The 23607-nt window shown below is 44.1% G+C and carries 14 protein-coding genes, 1 other RNA gene and 2 pseudogenes; 16 read left to right on the top strand and 1 reads right to left on the bottom strand.

Annotated elements, in window-relative coordinates:
• Positions 1-85: 85 nt before the first annotated feature.
• From HT574_RS06295 to HT574_RS06240, 12 genes and pseudogenes are all read left to right on the top strand, one after another.
• A complete protein-coding gene (locus HT574_RS06295; RefSeq protein WP_175243915.1) occupies positions 86-1270 on the top strand; it encodes a phosphoglycerate kinase in 1185 nt (394 codons plus the stop codon).
• A 37-nt stretch (positions 1271-1307) separates the two neighbouring features.
• Positions 1308-2069 (top strand): triose-phosphate isomerase, encoded by a 762-nt coding sequence (tpiA, locus tag HT574_RS06290; protein ID WP_175244190.1) that lies wholly within the window; start codon positions 1308-1310, stop codon positions 2067-2069.
• Positions 2062-3597, top strand: coding sequence for a 2,3-bisphosphoglycerate-independent phosphoglycerate mutase (gpmI, locus tag HT574_RS06285; RefSeq protein WP_042410553.1), 1536 nt, complete (start codon positions 2062-2064; stop codon positions 3595-3597). The genes tpiA and gpmI overlap by 8 nt, the downstream gene beginning before the upstream one ends.
• Before the next feature lie 17 nt (positions 3598-3614).
• Positions 3615-4907, top strand: coding sequence for a phosphopyruvate hydratase (gene eno / locus HT574_RS06280; protein WP_175243914.1), 1293 nt, complete (start codon positions 3615-3617; stop codon positions 4905-4907).
• 219 nt (positions 4908-5126) lie between these two features.
• Positions 5127-5456 (top strand): YjdF family protein, encoded by a 330-nt coding sequence (locus tag HT574_RS06275; protein WP_254698606.1) that lies wholly within the window; start codon positions 5127-5129, stop codon positions 5454-5456.
• 245 nt (positions 5457-5701) lie between these two features.
• Positions 5702-7211 (top strand): annotated as a pseudogene (locus HT574_RS06270) (carboxylesterase/lipase family protein).
• A 163-nt stretch (positions 7212-7374) separates the two neighbouring features.
• Positions 7375-7608, top strand: a complete 234-nt coding sequence (gene secG / locus HT574_RS06265; RefSeq protein ID WP_061580131.1) for a preprotein translocase subunit SecG — start codon at positions 7375-7377, stop codon at positions 7606-7608.
• A 79-nt stretch (positions 7609-7687) separates the two neighbouring features.
• The gene (locus HT574_RS06260; protein ID WP_175243913.1) at positions 7688-8428 is read left to right on the top strand and encodes an alpha/beta hydrolase; all 741 of its coding nucleotides are present in this window, start codon (positions 7688-7690) and stop codon (positions 8426-8428) included.
• A 21-nt stretch (positions 8429-8449) separates the two neighbouring features.
• Positions 8450-10738, top strand: coding sequence for a ribonuclease R (gene rnr, locus HT574_RS06255; RefSeq protein WP_175244189.1), 2289 nt, complete (start codon positions 8450-8452; stop codon positions 10736-10738).
• A gap of 88 nt (positions 10739-10826) precedes the next feature.
• Entirely contained in the window at positions 10827-11294 is a 468-nt protein-coding gene (gene smpB, locus HT574_RS06250; RefSeq protein WP_015865015.1) for an SsrA-binding protein SmpB, read from the top strand.
• Between the two features lie 105 nt (positions 11295-11399).
• Positions 11400-11753, top strand: a transfer-messenger RNA (tmRNA) gene (gene ssrA, locus HT574_RS06245).
• A 414-nt stretch (positions 11754-12167) separates the two neighbouring features.
• Complete coding sequence (locus tag HT574_RS06240) at positions 12168-13163, top strand: spermine/spermidine synthase domain-containing protein (RefSeq protein WP_175243912.1); 996 nt, start codon at positions 12168-12170, stop codon at positions 13161-13163.
• A 183-nt stretch (positions 13164-13346) separates the two neighbouring features.
• Here the strand turns inward: HT574_RS06240 and HT574_RS06235 are convergent, their stop codons facing one another.
• On the bottom strand, positions 13347-15200 hold the full coding sequence (locus HT574_RS06235) for a spermine/spermidine synthase domain-containing protein (protein WP_309138283.1): 1854 nt from the start codon (positions 15198-15200) through the stop codon (positions 13347-13349).
• A 701-nt stretch (positions 15201-15901) separates the two neighbouring features.
• On the opposite strand from HT574_RS06235, the gene metH reads away from it, so the two are divergent.
• From metH to HT574_RS06215, 4 genes and pseudogenes are all read left to right on the top strand, one after another.
• The gene (gene metH / locus HT574_RS06230) at positions 15902-19315 is read left to right on the top strand and encodes a methionine synthase (protein WP_175244188.1); all 3414 of its coding nucleotides are present in this window, start codon (positions 15902-15904) and stop codon (positions 19313-19315) included.
• A gap of 26 nt (positions 19316-19341) precedes the next feature.
• Positions 19342-21184: pseudogene (locus tag HT574_RS06225) on the top strand (bifunctional homocysteine S-methyltransferase/methylenetetrahydrofolate reductase).
• A gap of 755 nt (positions 21185-21939) precedes the next feature.
• Positions 21940-22503 (top strand): 3D domain-containing protein, encoded by a 564-nt coding sequence (locus HT574_RS06220; protein WP_175243910.1) that lies wholly within the window; start codon positions 21940-21942, stop codon positions 22501-22503.
• Between the two features lie 522 nt (positions 22504-23025).
• On the top strand, positions 23026-23607 hold the full coding sequence (locus HT574_RS06215; RefSeq protein ID WP_175243909.1) for a hypothetical protein: 582 nt from the start codon (positions 23026-23028) through the stop codon (positions 23605-23607).

Below are 23607 nucleotides of genomic sequence, written 5' to 3'. Positions count from 1 at the left end.
TAGGATGGTGGAGGGGGAGCGGGGGAATGATCCCCACTCCTCTTCGTTTGTGGGAATGATATTATCAAAAAGGGGGCATAGGGCCATGAACAAAAAGACGGTTCGGGACGTCGATGTGAAAGGAAAACGTGTGTTTTGCCGCGTTGACTTTAACGTGCCGATGGAAAATGGCGTGATTACGGATGATACACGCATTCGCGCCGCACTTCCGACGATTCGTTATTTAATTGAACAAGGTGCCAAAGTGATTTTGGCGAGCCATCTTGGCCGTCCAAAAGGAAAAGTTGTCGAAGAGCTGCGCTTAAATGCGGTGGCTAAACGGTTAAGCGAGCTGCTCGGCAAACAGGTAACAAAAACAGATGAAGCATACGGGGATGCGGTAAAAGCAGCGATCGCCAGCATGAAGGAAGGCGATGTGTTGCTTCTGGAAAACGTCCGCTTTTATCCAGGAGAAGAGAAAAACGATCCAGAGCTGGCGAAAGCTTTTGCTGAATTAGCGGACATTTATGTGAACGATGCGTTTGGTGCTGCTCACCGCGCCCATGCGTCTACCGAAGGAATTGCCCATTATTTGCCAGCCGTTGCGGGGTTTTTAATGGAAAAAGAAATTGAAGTGTTAGGAAAAGCGCTGTCCAATCCAGACCGTCCATTTACGGCGATTATTGGCGGTGCGAAAGTAAAAGATAAGATCGGTGTCATCGAAAACTTGCTTAACAAAGTGGACAATTTGATTATCGGCGGCGGGCTGGCGTATACGTTCGTGAAAGCGCTAGGCCATGAAGTTGGCAAATCGCTGCTGGAAGAAGATAAAATTGAATTGGCCAAATCATTTATGGAAAAAGCCAAAGAAAAAGGAGTTAACTTCTATATGCCGGTTGACGTCGTCGTAGCCGATCGGTTTGCGAACGACGCCAATACGAAAGTCGTTGCGATTGATGCGATTCCAAGCGATTGGGAAGCGCTGGATATCGGTCCAAAAACACGCGAACTATATCGCAATGTCATTATGAAATCGAAGCTGGTTGTGTGGAACGGCCCAATGGGCGTATTTGAAATGGATGCCTTTGCCGAAGGAACGAAAGCAGTGGCCCAAGCGTTAGCGGATGCTGCCGATACATATTCGGTCATCGGCGGCGGTGATTCGGCAGCGGCGGTAGAAAAATTCGGCTTAGCGGAAAAGATGGACCACATCTCTACCGGCGGCGGCGCATCGCTTGAATTTATGGAAGGAAAACAACTTCCTGGAGTGGTGGCGTTAAACGATAAATAATACGCTCACTCCTTTCTTAGAAAGGAAGGGATAGATGATGAGAAAACGCATTATCGCTGGAAACTGGAAAATGCATAAAACATTGCCGGAGGCAGTAAGCTTCGTGGAAGAAGTAAAACAGCTTGTTCCACCGGCAGAACAAATAGACTCTGTCATTTGTGCGCCATTTTTGTTTTTGGACCGGCTTGTTCAAAACGTACAAGGATCTGATTTAAAAATCGGCGCGCAAAATATGCATTTTGAAGACAAAGGAGCGTTTACTGGCGAAATTAGTCCAGTTGCGCTGAAAGATATCGGTGTGACTTACGTGATTATCGGTCATTCCGAGCGCCGTGAAATGTTTGCGGAGACGGATGAAACAGTCAATAAAAAAGTACATGCTGCCTTTAAGCATGGATTAATTCCGATCGTTTGCTGCGGTGAAACGTTAGAACAACGGGAAAGCGGCAAAACGAATGACATTGTTGGCGCGCAAGTAGAAAAAGCGCTTGCCGGTTTAACCACGGAACAAGCAAAACAAGTGGTGATCGCCTATGAACCAATTTGGGCGATCGGAACTGGCAAATCATCGACGGCGGAAGATGCCAATGAAGTGTGCGGTCATATCCGTTCGGTCATTGCCAAAATCTTTTCGCCGGAAGTGGCCGAAGCAGTACGCATTCAGTACGGCGGCAGCGTCAAACCGGAAAACATTCGCGAATTTTTAGCGCAGGAACATATTGATGGCGCCCTTGTCGGCGGTGCAAGCCTCGATCCGAAATCATTTTTACAACTAGTGGAGGCTGGACAACATGAGTAAAAAACCAGTAGCGTTAATTATTTTAGACGGATTTGCACTTCGCGAAGAAACGTATGGCAATGCGATCGCACAAGCAAAAAAACCGAACTTTGACCGTTATTGGAATGAATATCCGCACGCTACATTAACTGCATGCGGCGAGGCGGTCGGTCTTCCAGAAGGACAAATGGGAAACTCGGAAGTCGGCCACTTAAATATCGGTGCCGGCCGCATTGTCTACCAAAGCTTAACGCGCGTCAACATCGCGATTCGCGAGGGAGAGTTTGACCGCAACGAAACGTTTTTAGCGGCGATGAATCATGTCAAAGAAAAAGGAACGAATTTGCACATTTTTGGTCTTCTCTCTGACGGCGGTGTTCATAGCCATATTAACCATCTATATGCGCTATTAAAATTAGCCGCTAAAGAAGGCGTAAAAAACGTCTACATCCACGGCTTTTTAGATGGCCGCGATGTCGGACCGCAAACGGCGCCGAAATATATCAAAGAATTGCAAGCAAAAATAAAAGAGTATGGCGTCGGGGAAATCGCGACATTATCCGGCCGTTATTACTCGATGGACCGCGACAAACGGTGGGAGCGCGTCGAAAAAGCATATCGCGCGATGGTTTATGGTGAAGGACCAACCTATCGCGATCCGCTTGAATGTATCGAAGACTCTTATAAACATGGCATTTACGATGAATTCGTGCTTCCATCGGTCATCGTGCGCGAAGACGGCTCGCCGGTGGCAACGATTAAGGACGAAGATGCGATCATTTTCTACAACTTCCGTCCAGACCGGGCGATCCAAATTTCCAACACGTTTACAAACGAAGACTTCCGCGAGTTCGACCGCGGTCCGAAACATCCGAAAAACTTGTTCTTTGTATGCTTAACGCACTTTAGCGAAACGGTAAAAGGCTATGTCGCGTTTAAACCGACGAATTTGGATAATACGCTTGGTGAAGTCCTATCGCAACACGGATTGCGCCAGCTTCGCATCGCGGAAACGGAAAAATATCCGCATGTGACGTTTTTTATGAACGGCGGACGAGAAGAGAAGTTTCCAGGCGAAGACCGCATTTTAATCAACTCGCCAAAAGTTGCCACATATGACTTAAAACCGGAAATGAGCGCTTACGAAGTAACGGATGCGCTCCTAAAAGAAATTGAAGCGGATAAATATGATGCGATCATTTTAAACTATGCGAACCCGGACATGGTCGGTCACTCAGGAAAATTAGAACCGACGATTAAGGCAATCGAAGCGGTTGATGAGTGTCTTGGCAAGGTCGTGGATGCGATTATTGCAAAAGGCGGCATCGCCATTATTACGGCAGACCACGGAAACGCGGATGAAGTATTGACGCCGGACGGCAAACCGCAAACCGCGCATACGACAAATCCGGTTCCGGTCATCGTCACGAAAAAAGGAATCGAACTTCGCAAAGACGGCATTTTAGGAGATTTAGCCCCAACCATGCTTGATTTGCTTGGCTTGCCACAGCCAAAAGAAATGACAGGAAAAACATTAATTATGAAATAATAAAGGAGAGTGTGAACATGTCTGCAATTGTAGATGTATATGCACGTGAAGTATTGGACTCGCGCGGCAACCCAACGGTAGAAGTCGAAGTATATACGGAAGACGGCGGCTTTGGCCGCGCATTAGTGCCAAGCGGTGCATCAACAGGAGAATACGAAGCAGTGGAATTGCGCGACGGCGATAAAAGCCGTTATCTTGGCAAAGGCGTATTAAAAGCGGTGGAAAACGTCAATGAAATTATCGCTCCAGCGATTATCGGCTTTGAAGTGACAGACCAAGTCGGCATTGACAAAACGCTCATTGAATTAGACGGCACGGAAAACAAAAGCAAATTAGGCGCCAACGCGATTTTAGGGGTATCACTGGCAGTCGCGCGCGCAGCAGCAGATGAATTAGACATGCCATTATATCAATACCTTGGCGGATTTAACGCCAAAACATTGCCAGTGCCAATGATGAACATTTTAAACGGCGGCGCACATGCCGATAACAACGTGGACATTCAAGAATTTATGATTATGCCTGTCGGCGCGAAAAGCTTCCGTGAAGCGCTTCGCATGGGCGCAGAAATTTTCCATAGCTTAAAAGCCGTATTAAAAGCAAAAGGCTACAATACTGCGGTTGGTGACGAAGGCGGATTCGCGCCAAACTTAAAATCGAACGAAGAAGCGCTGCAAACGATTATCGAAGCGATTGAAAAAGCTGGTTACAAACCAGGCGAAGAAGTTATGCTGGCGATGGACGTTGCTTCTTCTGAGCTTTACAATAAAGAAGATGGAAAATACCATCTGGAAGGCGAAGGCATTGTAAGAACGTCCGAAGAAATGGTTACTTGGTATGAAGAACTTGTTTCGAAATACCCAATCATTTCCATCGAAGACGGCTTAGATGAAAACGACTGGGAAGGCCATAAACTATTAACCAAACGTCTTGGCAAAAAAGTACAGCTTGTCGGCGACGACTTGTTTGTAACAAATACGAAAAAACTGGCGGAAGGAATCGAAAAAGGAGTTGGCAACTCGATTCTGATTAAAGTCAACCAAATCGGCACGTTAACCGAAACATTTGATGCGATTGAAATGGCAAAACGCGCGGGATATACGGCGGTTGTTTCCCACCGCTCCGGTGAAACGGAAGACAGCACGATCGCTGACATCGCCGTAGCGACAAACGCCGGCCAAATTAAAACAGGGGCGCCTTCCCGCACCGACCGCGTCGCGAAATACAATCAATTGCTCCGCATCGAAGATCAGCTTGGCGACACGGCGATCTACAACGGGATCAAATCGTTCTATAACTTAAAAAAATAATGAAGTAAGACCTAACCGGTGAGCGGTTAGGTCTTTTTTCGATAGAAAATAGCAAAGAACGGCTTCTATATGAGAGGATGCAGTACGTATAATAAACGTAGACAGCGTAAAAACACGGTCCCGGTTGGTAGTCCGGGCGCACTCGGAAACGAGTGTCAGTAACCTTCCCCTCCTTGGGATGTCCATCGCTGTTGGCAATTTCTAAAGGAGGGACCTTTCATGAAGCTGACGGTTTTTTACGATGGCCAATTTTGGGTTGGGGTGGTGGAACAAAGGGAAAATGAGACCTTAAAAGCGGTTCGCTACGTGTTTGGTTCGGAACCGAAACCGGAAGAAGTGTTGGCGTTTGTCAATGGACCGATGCTCGCGTTATTGGACAAATGCCATACAGCCGCTGCTATCCCTGCACAACTGCAACGGCGTAAAAACCCGAAACGGATACAGCGAGAAGTGGCAAAAGAAATAAAAGAGCGGCCGTTTTCCACCTACGCACAAACCGCCCTTAAGCTAGAATTGGAGCATCGTAAAAAAGAAAGAAAGGTATTGTGAAAGGAACAACGCCAAGCTCTTATGGAACGAAAAAGAGAGCTTAAGCGCCTTAAAGCAAAAGCGAAACACCGCGGAAAATAATCAAATCAAACAGATATCTGTTTGCCAAGATGGCAAACCAAGTACCTAACCGAGTGATTGCTAGGTGCTTTTTTATATGAAGAAAGCAGAAAATTTGACGACCATGTCTTGCTTCGCTTATATTTTTTAAGAACATTCTAATAATTAGGAAAAGAGGTGGATCGTTGATGAACACCATAGTCGAGACACGCTATGGAAAATTGCAAGGAGGTAAAAATGAAAGCGTTTACTATTGGAAGGGGGTTCCGTACGCAAAAGCGCCGGTAGGAGAACATCGCTTCCAGCCGCCGCAGCCGCCTGAACCTTGGACGGGAGTGCGCGATGCCACAACGTTTGGTGCAGTTGCGATGCAGCCAGCTGGTTTGCTGTTTGGCGGAGTATTGGGACGCACCACGGAACCTAGAAGTGAAGATTGTTTGTTCCTTAACATTTGGTCTCCGGGAGCCGACGGCAAGAAACGTCCTGTAATGGTTTGGATTCATGGTGGGGCTTTTTTGTTCAGGGTCGACTCCTTGGTATGACGGGGCGGCTTTTGCCGCTAATGGCTATGTCGTTGTCGTGACGATCAATTACCGGCTGAACGTATTTGGCTTTCTTTATTTGGCGGATTTATTTGGGGAAGATTACGCTGCTTCCGGAAATTGCGGCATTCTTGACCAAATAGCGGCATTGCGATGGGTGCAGGAAAATATTGAGGCGTTTGGTGGCGATCCGAAACAAGTTACGATTTTTGGCGAATCGGCAGGAGCTGCAAGCGTTGGAACGTTGTTAGCCATGCCTGAGGCAAAAGGCTTATTTCAACAAGCGATTTTACAAAGCGGTTCGGGCGCGCTTTTGTTGAAGTCTGCTGCTAAAGCGACCGCGATGGCAGAAAAGATACTGCACCAAGCTGGCATTCGTCCCGGAGATCGTGACCGTTTGCTAACGATTCCGGCAGAAAAGCTGCTTCAAGCCGCACTGTCGCTTGGCCCGCAAGTGTCTTACGGACCGGTGATAGACGGAAAAACATTGCCAAATCATCCGATTGAAGCGTTAAAAGAAGGAGCGGCACGCGATATTTCGATGATTATCGGCGTTACGAAAGACGAATATAACTTGTTTACGCTGACAGACCCTTCATGGGTCGCGCTTAGCGAACAAGAACTTCTCAAGCGGATTAACAAAGAAGTCGGTCCCGTTCCACGCGAGGTTGTCGATTATTATCTGCATCAAGGAGATGAAGCGGAGCCAATATGGCAAAAACTGCTGCGCATCATGACTTACCGCGTATTTACCAATGGCATGTTACGCACTGCTGATTATCAAGTGGAACAAGGGGCAAACGTCTGGATGTATCGCTTTGATTATGAGACGCCGATTATGGGCGGCAAATTGAAAGCATGCCATGCGCTTGAACTGCCATTTGTGTTCGGTAACCTTCATCAGCCGGGAATTACGAATTTTACAGGAGATTTGCCGGAACGAGAACAGATCAGCAAACAGATGCATGATGCATGGATTTCGTTTGCGCGCAATGGAAATCCTAATCATGATCAGCTGCCGGAAGAATGGCCGGTTTATGACTTTAACAAGAGAGCAGCGATGATTTTTGGCGCGTCAAGCCGCGTCGAAGCCGATCCGTTCGGCAAAGAAAGAGATGTTTGGGAGAAAGGAAAGCAACATTTATTTTCATGACCAAAAACCGTCCTATATGAGGGATAAAGGAAGGCTATATTTTTTTAGTTTAAGGACAAATTTGCTATAATAAATAATGCGTGCTCCTTATCCCTATTGTGCAAGTCCTGCATTTGTGTTAAACTGGAAGCATTGTAGGGCGTGTTTTAAAGGAGGAGTAGGCATGCATGCGTTGCTTGTCACGTTGTTAGTCATTGTTTCGATCGCGCTTATCGTGATCGTTTTGTTGCAATCAGGAAGAAGCGCGGGGCTTTCCGGCGCGATTACTGGCGGTGCTGAGCAGCTGTTCGGAAAACAAAAAGCGCGCGGGCTGGATGCGGTGTTTCAGCGTATTACCGTAGTATTGGCAGTATTGTTCTTTGCCTTGACGATTGCTGTAACGTATGTGCAACTTTAATGGAAAAACAATGGGGCGGTCCATCAATTGATTCGGGCTGCCTTTTCTATTTGTTATAAAATGAAAGGAGTTATGCATCATGAAGATTGTTCCACCAAAGCCATTTTTCTTTGAAGCAGGGGAGCGTGCCGTGTTGTTGCTGCACGGTTTTACTGGAAATTCAGCGGATGTCAGAATGTTAGGCCGTTTTCTGGAATCAAAAGGATATACATGCCATGCGCCGATTTATAAAGGACACGGCGTGCCGCCGGAAGAGCTCGTATATACCGGGCCGGACGATTGGTGGCAAGATGTGATGAATGCCTATGAATTTTTAAAAAATAAAGGGTACGAAAAAATTGCAGTCGCAGGATTATCGCTTGGCGGCGTATTTTCCCTGAAATTAGGTTACACTGTACCTGTAGTGGGAATTATTTCAATGTGCGCGCCGATGTATATAAAAAGCGAGGAAAGGATGTATCAAGGCGTGTTGGAGTATGCGCGCGAATATAAAAAGCGGGAAGGAAAAACAGCGGAGCAAATTGAAAAAGAAATGGAAGAGTTTAAAAAGACGCCGATGCGTACATTGAAAGCACTACAGGAGCTGATTGCCGACGTCCGCGATCATATTGATTTAATTTATGCGCCGACATTTGTCGTGCAGGCGCGGCATGATGACATGATTAATCCCGATAGTGCAAATATTATTTATAACGGCATTGAATCACCAGTGAAAAAAATCAAATGGTATGAAGATTCGGGCCATGTCATTACGCTAGATAAAGAAAAAGAACAGCTGCAGGAGGATATTTATGAGTTTTTGGAATCGTTAGATTGGTAACCGTTGAAAGGAGGGAGAATGATGGATTCATCATTAGCGGAACGAATTTTAACGTTTATGAGGGACGAGGCATACAAACCGTTGACCGTCCAGGAGCTGGAAACCGCTTTTGCCATTACCGATGCCGCACAATTTAAAGAGTTTGTCAAAACGCTGGTGGCGATGGAAGAACAAGGACTAGTCGTACGCACAAGAAGCAATCGTTACGGTGTGCCGGAAAAAATGAACTTAGTGCGCGGAAAAGTGTCCGGACACGCGAAAGGGTTCGCTTTCGTCGTGCCGGAAGATCCGACGCTGGATGATATCTTCATCCCGCCGTCGGAAATGAAAAATGCGATGCATGGGGATACCGTATTAGTGCGCGTGCATGCCGACTCCTCTGGTGCGCGCAGAGAAGGAACGATTGTAAGGATTTTAGAGCGCGGCGTCACCGAAGTGGTCGGAACTTATACGGAAAGCAAGTATTTCGGTTTTGTCATACCCGATGATAAGAAAATTGTCAATGATATTTTCATCCCGAAACATGCGGCAAACGGCGCCGTGGAAGGCCACAAAGTAGTCGTGCGGCTCACCTCGTACCCGCAAGGGCGAATGAGCGCCGAAGGAGAAGTCATTAAAATTCTTGGCCATAAAAATGACCCTGGTGTCGATATTTTATCGATCATTCATAAATACGGCCTTCCTTTGCAATTTCCAGAAGAAGTTATCGAACACGCCAACCGTATTTCCGATACGATTACGGAAAAGGACCTGCAAGGCCGCCGCGATTTGCGCGACCAGATGATTGTCACGATTGACGGCGAAGACGCGAAAGATTTAGATGACGCTGTAACGGTCACCAGGCTCGAGAATGGAAATTACAAGCTCGGCGTTCACATCGCCGATGTCAGCTACTATGTGGAAGAAGGATCGCCGATAGATCGTGAGGCATATGAACGCGGGACAAGCGTCTATTTGGTCGACCGCGTCATTCCGATGATTCCGCACCGTTTATCGAACGGCATTTGCTCCTTAAATCCGAAAGTGGATCGCTTGACACTTTCGTGTGAAATGGAAATTAACGAACGCGGAGAAGTCGTCAGCTACGAAATTTTCCCAAGCGTCATTCGCACAACGGAACGGATGACGTATTCGGATGTGAACAAAATTCTCGTCGATAAAGACGAAGAATTACGAAAAAAATACGAACCGCTTGTGCCTATGTTTGAATTGATGGCGGAACTGGCGGAAATTTTGCGCAATAAACGGATGAAACGCGGTGCGATTGATTTCGATTTTAAAGAAGCAAAAGTGCTGGTCGATGAAAACGGGAAGCCGTATGATGTCGTGCTGCGCGAACGTTCGGTGGCGGAACGGCTTATTGAAGAATTTATGCTCGTGGCGAACGAAACGGTCGCTGAACATTTCCACTGGCTGAACGTTCCGTTTATTTATCGCGTGCACGAAGATCCAAAACCGGAAAAGCTGCAGCGCTTTCTGGAGTTTATTACGAATTTCGGCTATGTCGTGAAAGGAACAGGAAACCAAATTCATCCGCGCGCGCTCCAAGAAATTTTAGAGGCGGTGCGCGGCGAGCCGGAAGAAATGGTCATCTCGACGGTCATGCTTCGTTCGATGAAGCAGGCTCGCTATGATGCGGAAAGTCTTGGCCACTATGGATTATCAACCGATTTTTATACGCACTTTACCTCTCCAATCCGCCGTTATCCGGACTTGATCGTGCATCGTCTCATCCGCACGTACTTGATCAACGGGCAAATGGATGAAAAGACGCAACAAAAATGGGCAGAAAAACTTCCGGATATTGCCGAACATGCCTCCAATATGGAACGGCGTGCGGTGGAAGCCGAGCGGGAAACAGACGATTTGAAGAAAACGGAGTTTATGGAAGATAAGATTGGCATGGAGTTTGACGGAATTATTAGCTCCGTTACGAATTTCGGCCTATTTGTCGAGCTGCCGAACACCATCGAAGGGCTCGTGCATGTCAGCTACTTAACGGATGACTATTACCGTTATGATGAGCGGCATTACGCCATGGTCGGCGAACGAACGGGAAAAGTATACCGTATCGGCGACGAGATTACCGTCCGCGTCATTAACGTGAACAAAGACGAGCGGATCGTCGACTTTGAAATTGTCGGAATGAAAGACCGTCGCCGTAAAGAACCGAAAAGTGCCCCTGTTGTCATTGAAGGAAAAAGAAGAAAAAAAGCAAATAAACAAAATGGAAAAGAGAAAAAATCAAAGAAATTTTATGAAGATGTTCCGCGGCTAAAAGCAAAAAAGAAGAAAAAGAAAAAACGATGAGGAAAAGTCTCAATAAGAGGAGACTTTTCCTTCTTATGGTTTTTTGCTAAAATTATAGTTGTCGCTATAAGAGGAGGAAGAGCGCGGTATGCCGAAAGGTGAAGGGAAACTGATTGCGCAAAACAAAAAAGCGCATCACGATTATTTTATCGAAGAAACGTATGAAGCAGGGATTGTCCTGCAAGGAACGGAGATTAAATCGATTCGCGCTGGAAAAGTAAATTTAAAGGATTCGTTTGCGAAAGTCGAAAAAGGAGAAGTATTTCTTCATAATATGCATATTAGCCCATATGAACAAGGGAACCGTTATAACCATGACCCATTGCGGACAAGAAAGCTGCTTCTTCATCGCCGTGAAATTAATAAGCTGATTGGCTACACCAAGGAACAAGGTTATACGCTCGTTCCGTTAAAGCTATATATTAAGAACGGTTTTGCCAAAGTGTTGTTAGGTGTTGGCAAAGGAAAGAAAAAATATGATAAACGTGAAGATATGAAACGAAGAGAAGCACAACGGGAAATCGAACGCGCGTTTCGCGAACGGCAAAAACTCTAATTCCAAAACTTCACAATTGAATTTTATATGCATTATGCTATAATAAATAATGCCGATGGCCAGTTATCCAAAGCTTAAGCTTATTCGTCATCGTTTCTCCATCACGGGGACGATACGGATTCGACAGGGATAGATCGAGCTTAAGCTGCGAGCCGAGGGGACCGTCCTCGTAAAAAACGTCACCTAAAGATAACTGGCAAAGAAAACTACGCTTTAGCTGCCTAATTAAACGCAGCTAGCTCCTCCCGCCATCGCCCACGTGGCGGTTCAGGGGCTCATAGCGAGTGGGCTACGCCCGAGTCCGCCGCCTGAGGACGAGGGAAGAGACCAATCAGGCTAGCTGCTCGGAGGCCTGTCGGTAGGCGGAAGATGCAGCGAAACCAAATATACCGACTACGCTCGTAGATGCTTAAGTGGCGATATCTCTGGACGTGGGTTCGACTCCCACCGTCTCCATTCTACATTATGTTTTTGATAGGTTAAACATAAATCAACGGACTTGCCGGTAATGGCAAGTCCGTTTTTTTATTGGTTCTATGTCAATGGTTGGGGTGCACTTGATAGGAAGTGCACCTTTTTTATATGAAAGTTAGAGCAATGAACATATTTAAATAAACTTTGGTTTTCCATACCGATCACACTCCTTTTTTAGAGTAGCAGTATCCGTATGTCGAAATTTGATAGATTTTTTGCACCAGAACTCGGTAACTGGGGTAGAAAAAAGCGAAAACAAGATACTTTAGTCAATAAAAGGATCATTCACTACAATCATTTTTCTCTAAAAAATTAGATCGAAGTATGATATTTTGCTATGTCATTTTATGGAATGAACTCATAGCATAATTAAATCTAGGGAGAAGGAGGTTAAAGGAAATGGTAGGTTTAAGTCAGCTTTATTGGATCGCCATAGGTGCTTTCCTGGTGCTTATCGTTGAAACACTGGCATGGTTTTATTGGCGGTATTGGGGTGCTGGTTCCATCCGGGATTATGTATCGGAGGAAGAGGAACCCGATGGGGATTACACTATAGTCCGTCGGATCAAAACTCCTTTCCAGCGAATCGCCTTGGTCGAACATCAAGGACAATTGTTGATTTATGGTAACGGCGATGTGATGTTTGGCACAACTGAGGACGATGATATATATGCTGAAGCGCTGATCCATGTACCCATGTCCGTTGCTGGTAAACGGGAACACATTCTCATTATCGGTGGGGGTGGAGGAATTACAACGAGAGAAGCGCTTCGGTATCCTGAAGTAAAGGAGATCACCACTGTAGACATCGACCCTATGATGATGGATTTTGGCAAGAATTTAGAGGCATTGGTCAAATTCAATGAAGGATCTTTGCATCACCCTAAAGTACGCACGGTGGTAGAAGACGGTCGGAAGTATATCGAGAACACCACTATGAAGTGGGATGTCATCTTCGTGGACATTCCGGAGCCAAGCGAAGAATGCCCTGAACTCAGCAAGCTTTTCAGTTGGGAATTTTACAGGCTTCTAAAGGAGCGGTTGGAACCAGACGGAGTTATTAACATCTCTTGCCCCTCGTTAGCTCAGATACCGGAATACTTCTGGAGCGTCCAGGCGACCTTGATGGCAGCAGGTTTTTATGTATTGCCCTATCATTTTGACGTAATCGTGGAATATGGAGATGACTATGGATTTTGTATGGCGACAAACAGGCCGGTATCGCCCGACGATATTTCCATTCCAATCCCAACCCGTTTCCTATCGCAGGAGAGGCTGAAGGATATGTTCCATATCCCCTATAATTATTCCAAATATTGGTCGAATTACAAAATTCAAACCGATAGCAACTTGGTTCTTGCTAAAATTGTAGATGATGCCTGGGGTGACGAGTAAGGTTACAGCCAAAATGAGGTTCCTTTTCATATAAAAATAAGGAGTTATCTCTAATCTCTTGAGCTTGCTCTTCACTTGCTCAATAAGAGAATAGAGATATACTCCTTTTTTGTTGTATACGCTGTTCGTTTCACCTAAAAAAGCAGCAATTCATCGGCGGATAAAAAAATCATGATAACGGTGTTAATCGCTTTGTATTTCTTGAAAATAAAATTGATGTAATTTTAAGTTAGACAATGTGTTCATGTGCGAATTCGCCCAAATCGACCGAATCTTCTCTGGGAAATCAAACCAGGAAGACAGATCTTCGGGGAGTGTGTGGTGTGGCACGGCTATTTCTCTCTTCCCCCAGAGCAGCGGCTTTTTTGCTGCCAGGTGAAATCCCCAATCCCCAAATGAGGGAACATCGACATGGTAGCTGAGGATATGAAATCCTGCCCCCTTAAGTGTTAATCCGATACTCCAGAACACCAATGGGGCATACTCTGGCGAATGGGATTGACACACTAGGATGCCATCTTCGTGTAAAAGGTTGGACAATTCGCTGAAAAATTCCACGGTATACAAGTGGCTTATTATTTCATCTCCCGGATCTGGCAGATCCACAATAATAACGTCGTATGGCTCTCTCTTCATCTCTTTAAACACCAGGATATCTTGCTGATGGATCGATACGCGTTCATCGTGGAGAGCACCGTTGTTGAGAGTAACGATCTCGGGGACATTTCTGGCTATGTGGAGCATCAATGGATCGAGATCCACAAGGTCGATGTACTTTACATCGGGATATTTGAGGATTTCACGAGTCGCAAGTCCATCCCCACCTCCGACGATGAGGATACGATCTCGTTTTTGGACCATCGCCAGTGCGGGATGAACAAGGGCCTCATGATAAATTTGCTCATCCAAAGAACTAAATTGCAGCTGCTTATCGAGATACAGCCGCACATCGGTTGTCTCTAGCATTAACACGTGATCCCCTTTGGGTCCACCTTGATATAGGACTCGATGCGGACCGGAAAGGAGCTGTTGAATCTCTATCAAATCTTCCGTATCATTGTCCTGCTCCAAAACACTATGTTGGAGGTTATAAAATACGCTAAGCCCTTTTTCAGGAACGGTTTCCACTTCACTTGCTTCATAAAACTTGTGCAAGATCAGGCAGTCCAAGGTGTTAGGAACCGCTTGATCCCGGATGTTCAGAACCTTTGGTGAAAATGTAAACAATGAGATCAAATCGTCAGAGAGTGAACGGTTGGAGACAGCAACTTTCTTTTCTTCTCCCCAGACAAGCGCTCCCTTTCCTGCTAGGTGAAATCCCCAGTCGCCAAACCAGGGGACTAAGACATGATAGCTTAACGTGTGAAGCGATGCCTGCTCGAGTGTTCGAGCAATGCTCCAGAATACCAATGGAGTATGTTCTGGCGATGTAGACTGGCAGACCAAGATGCCGTCATCGGTTAAAAAGTTGGACAATTGGTGAAAAAATTCCATGGTATAGAAGCGGCTCGTTGCTTCAGTCTCAGGGTCAGGCAGATCGACGATAATCACATGAAACGGTTGCTGCCCGCTGCTTAAAAATTCATGAATATCACTTTCGTGAATATGCACACGCTTATCAAAGAGTGATCCTTCGTTAAGTTCAGTGATCTCGGGAATATTCTGTACTGCATGCAGCGTCTCCGGGGAAACAGCGATCAGACTGACATGGTTGACATTAGGATATTTTAGGACTTCACGTATTGCACAACCATCTTCCCCGCCTATGACCAAGACACGGTCGTGTTGAGCAGCCAACGTCATAGCGGGGTGAACTAGAGCCTCGTGATAAATCCGTTCATCTAAAGAATTTAATTCTAATTGATTATTCCAGTACAATCGTATATTCTTTGATTCTATCAAAAGGATATTTTGGTATTGGCTGCTTCCCTCATAGATTATGCGATGTGGTCCTGCCAATAATTGCTCCATCTCAATCAGATCGTAAACATCGCCACGGGTGGAGTTTGGTTGGAGACTATCGTTCAACTTGATCACCTCTGCTAAAAAAATTTACAGACATTATATGATGAAGCATAGAATTGCGTGTATGCAATCCAAGACAGCCTTGTTTAAACACAATCGAATCAAGCAATGAAAGAGAAAAGATAAAAGTACATTTTTATGATGATGGGGGATTAAATTAGTTATCTTGCTTATGCACTCATCCAATATTACGAGTTAACTGAAAAAGAGAGATTATCGAGACTTTAAACGATTCTGGTGCAAAAATAAAAAATCGTAGTTATTGTAGGTAAGTAAAATTAGGCAATAACCTTTGTAGCACTTTATAGAAATTTGAATATAGTATATTAACACTTATGCATGCAAGAGGCCCCTTGCGTGTATAAGAGCCTACATAAGTATAAATTTTAAGCGCCTAATTAAAGTGCCTTAGATTGTGTAGAGAATCGCTCGCATCTTTGTGGTGTCCAGTAAAGCAAGAGACATGATGTTATCAAAAAATTACCGAACGCCCTTGCCTTTAGGCTATCACAGCCAGGTGAAGGGCGATCTTTTTATGTTTTGGACCGTGGCCTTCTATACTAAAGAACGAATTTATCCAATCTATAAAAAAATAGAGAAACTGTCATAGGGTAAGAGACTATTCAACTCTATTGTTAGCGCATAGAATATTGCAATCTAACCATGAGGTGAAGGGGGGAGCGAGTGTGGGAGAGAAGAGTATTGAACAACAGATGCACAAAAAAATCCTTATCCTTGATGGAGCCATGGGGACGATGATCCAGCAATTGAATCTAGCAGCGGAGGATTTTGGTGGAGAGAGTTTTGATGGGTGCAACGAGATATTGAATCTTACACGTCCCGACTTAATAAAGCAAATCCACGAGGAATATCTTAAAGCGGGTGCCGACATCATAGAAACCAATACGTTTGGGGCGACAAGTATCGTTTTGACGGAATATGGGTTACAAAAACGTACCGAAGAAATTAATTTAGCAGCAGTCCGTTTGGCTAGAGAAGCAGTAAACGCCTATTCAACTCCGGAGTGGCCTCGATTTGTCGCGGGATCTATGGGACCTACAACGAAGACATTGTCTGTAACAGGGGGAATAACCTTTGATGATTTGGCGGAATCTTATTATGAGCAAGCACGCGCTCTGATTAAAGGTGGAGTCGATATCCTGCTTTTAGAGACCGCTCAGGATACGCTCAATGTCAAGGCGGCAAGCATTGGAATTAGAAGGGCATTTGAGGAATTGCAAAAGGAAATCCCGCTTATGGTTTCTGGAACTATTGAACCAATGGGAACAACGTTGGCCGGTCAAAATATTGAGGCTTTCTATATGTCGCTTGAACATTTGAAGCCTATTTCTGTAGGCATTAATTGCGCTACTGGGCCGGAGTTCATGAGGGACCATATCCGTACGCTGTCAGGGTTGGCTCAATGTGCCGTCAGCTGCTACCCTAATGCCGGCTTGCCGGATGAAAACGGGCACTATCATGAATCACCGCAAGGGTTAGCCGAAAAGTTGGCCGGTTTTGCGGAGAAAGGATGGCTGAACATAGCGGGGGGCTGTTGTGGGACGACGGCTGAGCATATTCGTGCAATTGCTGAAAGGTTAAAAGAATATCAGCCGAGAATAAAAGCAAAACCGCACGGTCACGTCGTTTCCGGCATTGAGCCTGTCTATCTGGAAAAGGACAATAGACCTTTATTTGTTGGGGAAAGAACCAATGTGATCGGGTCAAGAAAGTTCCGCGATTTAATTGCTGCCGGCAAGTATGAAGAGGCTTCGGAGATTGCCAGAGCGCAGGTGAAAAAGGGCGCCCATATTATTGATATCTGTTTGGCTGATCCAGATCGGGATGAAGCTGAGGATATGAGAAAATTCCTTGAACATGTGGTAAAGAAAGTTAAAGTGCCGCTTATGATCGATTCGACGGATGCCTCAGTCATTGAACTCAGCTTGAAATATTCGCAAGGGAAGGCCATAATAAACTCGATTAATTTGGAAGACGGGTTAAAGCGTTTTGAAGAAGTAGCACCGCTTATATCCAAGTATGGCGCAGCTATTGTGGTAGGGACGATTGATGAAAACGGGATGGCTGTTGCCAGGGAGAAGAAATTAGAGATAGCAAAGCGTTCCTATGATTTGTTGGTTCAAAAATATGGAGTTAGTCCTCAGGATATTATTTTTGATCCGCTTGTCTTTCCGATTGGTACGGGAGATAAAGCCTATATTGGCTCCGCCCTAGAAACTGTAGAGGGGATCCGACTAATTAAAGAGACTTTACCGGAATGCCAAACGATTCTCGGAATAAGCAATGTTTCGTTCGGATTACCGCCAGCTGGTCGGGAAGTATTAAATTCAGTATTCCTATATCACTGTACGAAGGCTGGCTTGGATTATGCAATTATAAATACGGAAAAACTGGAACGCTTCGTTTCGATTCCGGATGAGGAACGAAAGATGGCAGAGGACGTATTATTCGGTAATACTGGTGAAGCGTTGTCTTTGTTTACAAATTTTTATCGGGAGAAGAAAGTGGCAAAGCAGGAAGCAGCTTTGAATCAATCCTTAGAGGAACGATTGGCACATTATATCATTGAGGGCTCTAAGGATGGTTTGTTTCAAGATTTGGAAGAGGCACTTAAAAAATATCCTCCATTGGACATTATCAACGGCCCATTGATGGAAGGGATGACAGAGGTAGGTAGGCTCTTTAATAACAACGAATTGATTGTAGCGGAAGTTTTGCAGAGTGCGGAGATTATGAAAGCGGCAGTCTCCTTCCTGGAACCCCATATGGAACGGAAAGAGGCATCTGTAAAAGGGAAAATCCTGTTGGCTACGGTCAAAGGAGATGTCCATGATATAGGAAAGAATTTGGTAGACATCATTTTATCGAATAATGGGTATGACGTCGTAAACCTAGGCATCAAGGTTCCACCTGAAAAATTGATTCAAGCGTACCGGGAAGAAAAGCCGGATGCGATTGGACTATCCGGTTTGCTGGTGAAGTCAGCCCAACAGATGGTTATAACAGCTCAAGATTTAAAAGCGGCCGGGATCGATATCCCTTTGCTGGTAGGAGGAGCAGCGTTAACCCGCAAATTTACAGAAACGAAGATTGCACAGGAGTATGACGGCCTTGTTCTTTATGCAAAGGATGCGATGAATGGATTGGAGCTGGTCAATCAGCTGATGGATAGTGAGAAGCAAGAAAAGTTGGTGAAAGAGTTAAGAAAAAACAGGCAGGCCCGCATGCAGCAGAAGGAGGAACCTACCGTTGGAGGAATGCAAGTTCCCGAGGGATCTCAGGTATCCAATATTAGTCGTACCACACCTGTTTATCTGCCCCCTGATTTTGAACCTCATATTTTTTGCCACTATCCGCTTTCTTATCTGCAGCCTTATATAAATTGGCGCATGCTTTTAGGAAAACATCTGGGGGTCAGAGGGAACGTAAACAAACTGATCAAAGAAGGGGATCCAAAGGTTTTGGAGTTAAAGGGAGTCATAGAGCAGATGATTCAAGAAGGCGTGCAGAACGGCTTGGTCAAAGCACATGGAATGTACAGGTTCTTTCCCGCCCAGTCATCCGGCAATGATATTTTGATTTATGACCCTGCGGATCATTTCCGTGTTCTGGAGAAGTTTACGTTTCCTCGCCAAACGCACCAACCATATCTATGTCTGTCTGATTTTCTTCGTCCGGTAGAAAGCGGAGAAATGGATTACGTAGGATTTCTGATAGTTACGGCGGGCGAAGGGATTCGCGAAATTTCTGCGGAATGGAAAGAAAAAGGAGAGTTTCTCCGCTCTTATGCTATTCAAGCCCTTGCCTTGGAATTAGCGGAAGCTTTCGCTGAACGTTTGCACCATGTTATGCGTAATTGTTGGGGCTTCCCCGATCCAGTGGAGATGACCATGCAAGAGCGGTTTGGCGCACGGTATCAAGGAATTCGCGTTTCCTTTGGCTATCCTGCATGTCCGGAGTTGGAAGATCAGAAAAAGCTATTTCGTCTATTAAATCCGGTACAAGTTGGTGTGACCCTTACAGAAGGGTGTATGATGGAGCCAGAAGCTTCAGTCTCGGCCATGGTCTTTGCTCATCCGGAAGCAAAGTATTTTAATGCAGATTAATGTTAAAATGTAAAGGATGTGGTAAGTTGAAACAAGGCTTACTGGACTATATACAAGGAAATCTGTTGATTGGTGACGGAGCAATGGGGACATTACTTTATAGCCAAGGCATTCCCATCGGAAGCTGTGTAGAGTGGTTAAATCTTAAAAATCCGGAGATGATCCGGGACATTCATTTGAGTTATCGACGAGCAGGAGCTAATCTCATTGAAACGAATACGTATGGAGCTAATGCTGAAAAACTCTCCAAGTTTGGATTGCAGGATAAGGTGGACGAGATTAACCGTGCTGCGGTAATGATTGCTAGAGAAGCAGCGGGGAATGATACCTTTGTTGTGGGAGCAGTAGGGGGGGATTATGGGGGAGATAAAAAAGGATATTAACCGTAAGAATTTGGAGATGGTATATGGTCAACAAATTGATAGTTTAGTAGCTGCAGGCATTGACGGATTGATGTTGGAGACATTCTGCTCAGTAGATGAGGCATTATTGGCCATTTCTCTAGCACGTAAATATCAAGACTTGCCAATTGTCTGTCAATTAACCGTTCAGGATATTCATAGGACCCAGGATGGTTATCTATTGGAGGACGCCTTTCTCCAATTGTATCATGCAGGTGCCCATATTGTTGGCCTTAACTGTTATAATGGCCCAGCCAATCTCATTCGTTCATTAGAGACGATCCCCTTAGATAAAGGTTTTATTTTATCCGCATATCCTAACGCAGGAATCCCAAGTTATGAGGATGGGAAATATATTTATTCCCCTTCTCCGGATTATTTTGGATGGGCAGCCAAGACCTTATATGAGCTTGGAGTTAGAATCATCGGAGGCTGTTGCGGAACAACTCCGGAACATATTGCAGCCGTATCCGCTGAGTTGAAAGGAAAAACACCAATTACGAAGCGTGCTGTTAGCGGAATAGAGGAAAAACAAAAAAAGGAAACCATTCATATATCAGACCCGCCTCAGCAAAAAACATTACCGGAATTGGTTCGAGAAAAGACTACCATTATTGTGGAATTAGATCCTCCCCGAGACTTAGATTACCTTCCTTTTCTAGAAGGAGCTAAAGCGTTGAAGGAGGCAGGCGCAGATGCAATTACTCTAGCCGATAACTCGCTGGCGATAACACGAATGAGTAATATGGCGTTAGGAAGACTTGTAAAAGAACAAGAAGGAATTCGACCTCTTCTTCACTTGACTTGCCGAGATAGAAATTTGATTGGTCAACAGGCTCATTTGATGGGCCTCTATGCTTTAGGAATTGATCATGTTTTGGTCATAACTGGTGATCCATCGCGTTACGGCGACCTGCCGGGAGCTTCCTCAGTTTACGATGTGAGTTCAATTGAAATGATTCGTATGATCAAGAAGCTAAATCAAGGTATTTCCTTCTCTGATCGTCCCCTTAAAAATCACTCCTCTTTTACTGTAGGCGCAGCATTTAACCCCAATACACGGCACCTACAAAAGGCTGTTGAACGTCTAGAAAAAAAGATTGAGGCCGGTGCAGATTTTATCATGACCCAACCCCTCTTTTGCCGTAAACAAATTGAACAAGTAGCAAAAGCTATCCAGCATTTGTCCGTCCCCATCTTTGTTGGAATTATGCCTTTAACGAACCATAGAAATGCTGAATTTCTTCATAACGAAGTACCCGGGATTCGAATTCCGGATGACGTACGAGCAAGAATGAATGGCTATAAAGGTGAGGATGCAAGAAAACAAGGAATGGAAATTGCGAAGGAACTCGTGGATAAAGTTCTTGAATATTTTCAAGGGATTTATCTAATTACTCCGTTTATGCGTTATGAAATGACAACAGAATTGACGAGGTATGTAAGAAATAGGAATTCCCTTTCGTGAAGGGGGAGGGCCGGATGTCATCTGTAGTTGTTGTAGGGATACTATGGGGGCTAGTGCAAGAAATCTAGCAAACTTGGACATACTGATTGATACTATCAATCTAAAAAAGGATGGTTATTCGGTGTAAAGAATCAAAATGTATTCAAATGGAGTTCTGGGTGCAAAAATAATTCACTGGAAACATAGAACAGCAATATCCTGTTAACAAACCGCCTATGAATGAATTCGACCTTATTTTGGACAGACTTCACCCTTTGGTGAAACTTTCCTTTTTCATTATGTGCATTCTTAAAAGTGCCTGGCACTCCTATTTAATGCTCCCATTTAAGAAGACTTTAAGGTTTTTGTACTTCCAAGAAAATTCGTTTCTTACGTGAGGTTAAGATAATATAAGCTGTAAGGGCAACTAATTCATATCACAAAAAAGGTAGATCAAAGCGATCTGCCTTTTTTGTTGTTCTCTAGAGAGAGTATCTTCTTAGATTATTGGGCTGGATAGTTCAAAAGTGTGCTTAGTGTTATCCTGAAACAAGTTTGTTCAGCTACTCACAGTGGTTTCAAAAATTGCCAGAGTGGAAATTACCAGCAAATTTAATAAAGTCTATCTGATGATGGAAGAACTAAAAGTCAAGAAAAAACAAGATGATACAATTATGTCTTCATTTTGTAACATAATTACTAATTATATGAAACATAATTGTTACATTTTATTGATATTCTATTGTTACAAATGTAAGCACGGGGGGGTTATTATCTTGAAAAAATTACTATTATATATTACTTCATCAATCTTTCTAGCATTCGGATTTTCAGGAGTTGCATCGGCAGCCGGTACATATCAGGTAAAAAGTGGTGACACTCTTTGGGGTATAGCTAAAAAGTATAAAGTGACTGTCAGCCAGCTAAAGAGATGGAATAACCTTAAAAGCGATTTGATCAAACCAAAGCAGGTTTTAAAGATTTCAGGACCAGTAACCAAAACGGCTGCCAAAACTACAGTAAAAAAAGCAGCAGCCAAAACAGCAGCGTACAAAACAATCACCGTTAAAGCATATGCTTATACAGTAAACTGCAAAGGTTGCCGCGGAATAACGGCTACAGGCTTAAATTTAAAGAAAAACCCTTCGATGAAAGTAATTGCCGTTGATCCAAAGGTAATTCCGTTAGGTTCAAAAGTTTATGTGGAAGGTTACGGCTATGCGGTTGCAGCTGATAAAGGAAGCGGAATCAGAGGCTATAAAATTGACGTACTCATGCCTACAAAAGCAAAAGCTATCCAATGGGGCGTCAGAACAGTAAAAGTTAAAGTATATAAATAATCAAGGAGCCGGCATGATGCCGGCTTTTTTCATAATATAGCACCTCTCCTTCCAATAAAAAACATTTATCATTATATTTATATAATAAGTACTTGATATCTTTGAATTTCATAAAATTCGTCTTGATATTTGATATAAATAAAGTAAGTTTTGTGTCTCTTATTGATTTTTTTATCTTCGTCGCAGAGGAAATCAAAAGAAGCAGGCAGCGAGCCTTCAGCCTAGATCAGCGTGTACCACTCCTCAACAAGCATACAGAACCAATCTCCTCGTTATTTTCCATTTTTCCAATTCATCAATTAAGGTCTAAAGTTATAAGTCGCTTACATTCTCGTCCAAAATTATATTGACTTTATAGTTCTTTTTGTATAAATTTGGATATAATTACATTTCTTATTGATTAAGCAGTGAACATATGATACGTATAGAGAGAATGGAGATAATTGGGAAAGGAGACCGTCCTTGCTTAAGATATGGAGGAACTTGCTGCTATTGACGTTGATATGGATCGGAGGGTGTGAGATGGATTCAAAAGCTCAACAGGAGAAGTTGCCGGATACGGTGGCATTTCAAGACAAGTTTACTCGAGAATTTATGGTCTCGCCAAAAGAAGTGAAAGAAGGATATTACTTATTCAAGTCGAAAACCGGCGGATATACGATGCTGTATCCGAAAAATGCAAAAATAGACCGCATGTTTTATGAAAAGCATAAAAAATATTATGAATCTATACATTTGGGAGGGGGGAGAGAAAAGGAAAATATTTCCAACTATATCAGAATGACATATGAAAATGCAAAAATAACGGAAAACATTGACGTAAACCTTGATTTATTATCTACCTATGTCCACTATAATGGCAAATATACAAAATTTGAATCTAATAACAACACGATTTACTTTGGTAAGAATGAACAACATATTTCCAATAATGATATTATTTATTATTTTTTCAGCTATGTAAAGTCGAATCACAGCTATCAAGCAGTCCGATTTATATATGCAGTCACTTGTAAGGACGCAAACCAGAAGTGTAACATGGATGTACAGAAAGAAGAAGAATGGGCAAAAATGTTTATGAAATCGATAAAATTTCAGTATTGA

This window comes from Parageobacillus sp. VR-IP, assembly GCF_013357975.1.
Taxonomy (GTDB): Bacteria; Bacillota; Bacilli; order Bacillales; family Anoxybacillaceae; genus Saccharococcus; species Saccharococcus caldoxylosilyticus.
The sequence above is the reverse complement of the archived record's forward strand: the minus strand, read 5'-3'. Positions and strand labels throughout refer to the sequence as shown.

Coding starts and splice junctions, on each gene's coding strand:
- metH (WP_175244188.1), top strand. CDS start 15,902: ATGCACAAAAAAATCCTTATCCTTGATGGAGCCATGGGGACGATGATC.
- rnr (WP_175244189.1), top strand. CDS start 8,450: ATGGATTCATCATTAGCGGAACGAATTTTAACGTTTATGAGGGACGAG.
- HT574_RS06275 (WP_254698606.1), top strand. CDS start 5,127: ATGAAGCTGACGGTTTTTTACGATGGCCAATTTTGGGTTGGGGTGGTG.
- HT574_RS06240 (WP_175243912.1), top strand. CDS start 12,168: ATGGTAGGTTTAAGTCAGCTTTATTGGATCGCCATAGGTGCTTTCCTG.
- tpiA (WP_175244190.1), top strand. CDS start 1,308: ATGAGAAAACGCATTATCGCTGGAAACTGGAAAATGCATAAAACATTG.
- eno (WP_175243914.1), top strand. CDS start 3,615: ATGTCTGCAATTGTAGATGTATATGCACGTGAAGTATTGGACTCGCGC.
- gpmI (WP_042410553.1), top strand. CDS start 2,062: ATGAGTAAAAAACCAGTAGCGTTAATTATTTTAGACGGATTTGCACTT.
- HT574_RS06215 (WP_175243909.1), top strand. CDS start 23,026: ATGGATTCAAAAGCTCAACAGGAGAAGTTGCCGGATACGGTGGCATTT.
- secG (WP_061580131.1), top strand. CDS start 7,375: ATGCATGCGTTGCTTGTCACGTTGTTAGTCATTGTTTCGATCGCGCTT.
- smpB (WP_015865015.1), top strand. CDS start 10,827: ATGCCGAAAGGTGAAGGGAAACTGATTGCGCAAAACAAAAAAGCGCAT.
- HT574_RS06260 (WP_175243913.1), top strand. CDS start 7,688: ATGAAGATTGTTCCACCAAAGCCATTTTTCTTTGAAGCAGGGGAGCGT.
- HT574_RS06295 (WP_175243915.1), top strand. CDS start 86: ATGAACAAAAAGACGGTTCGGGACGTCGATGTGAAAGGAAAACGTGTG.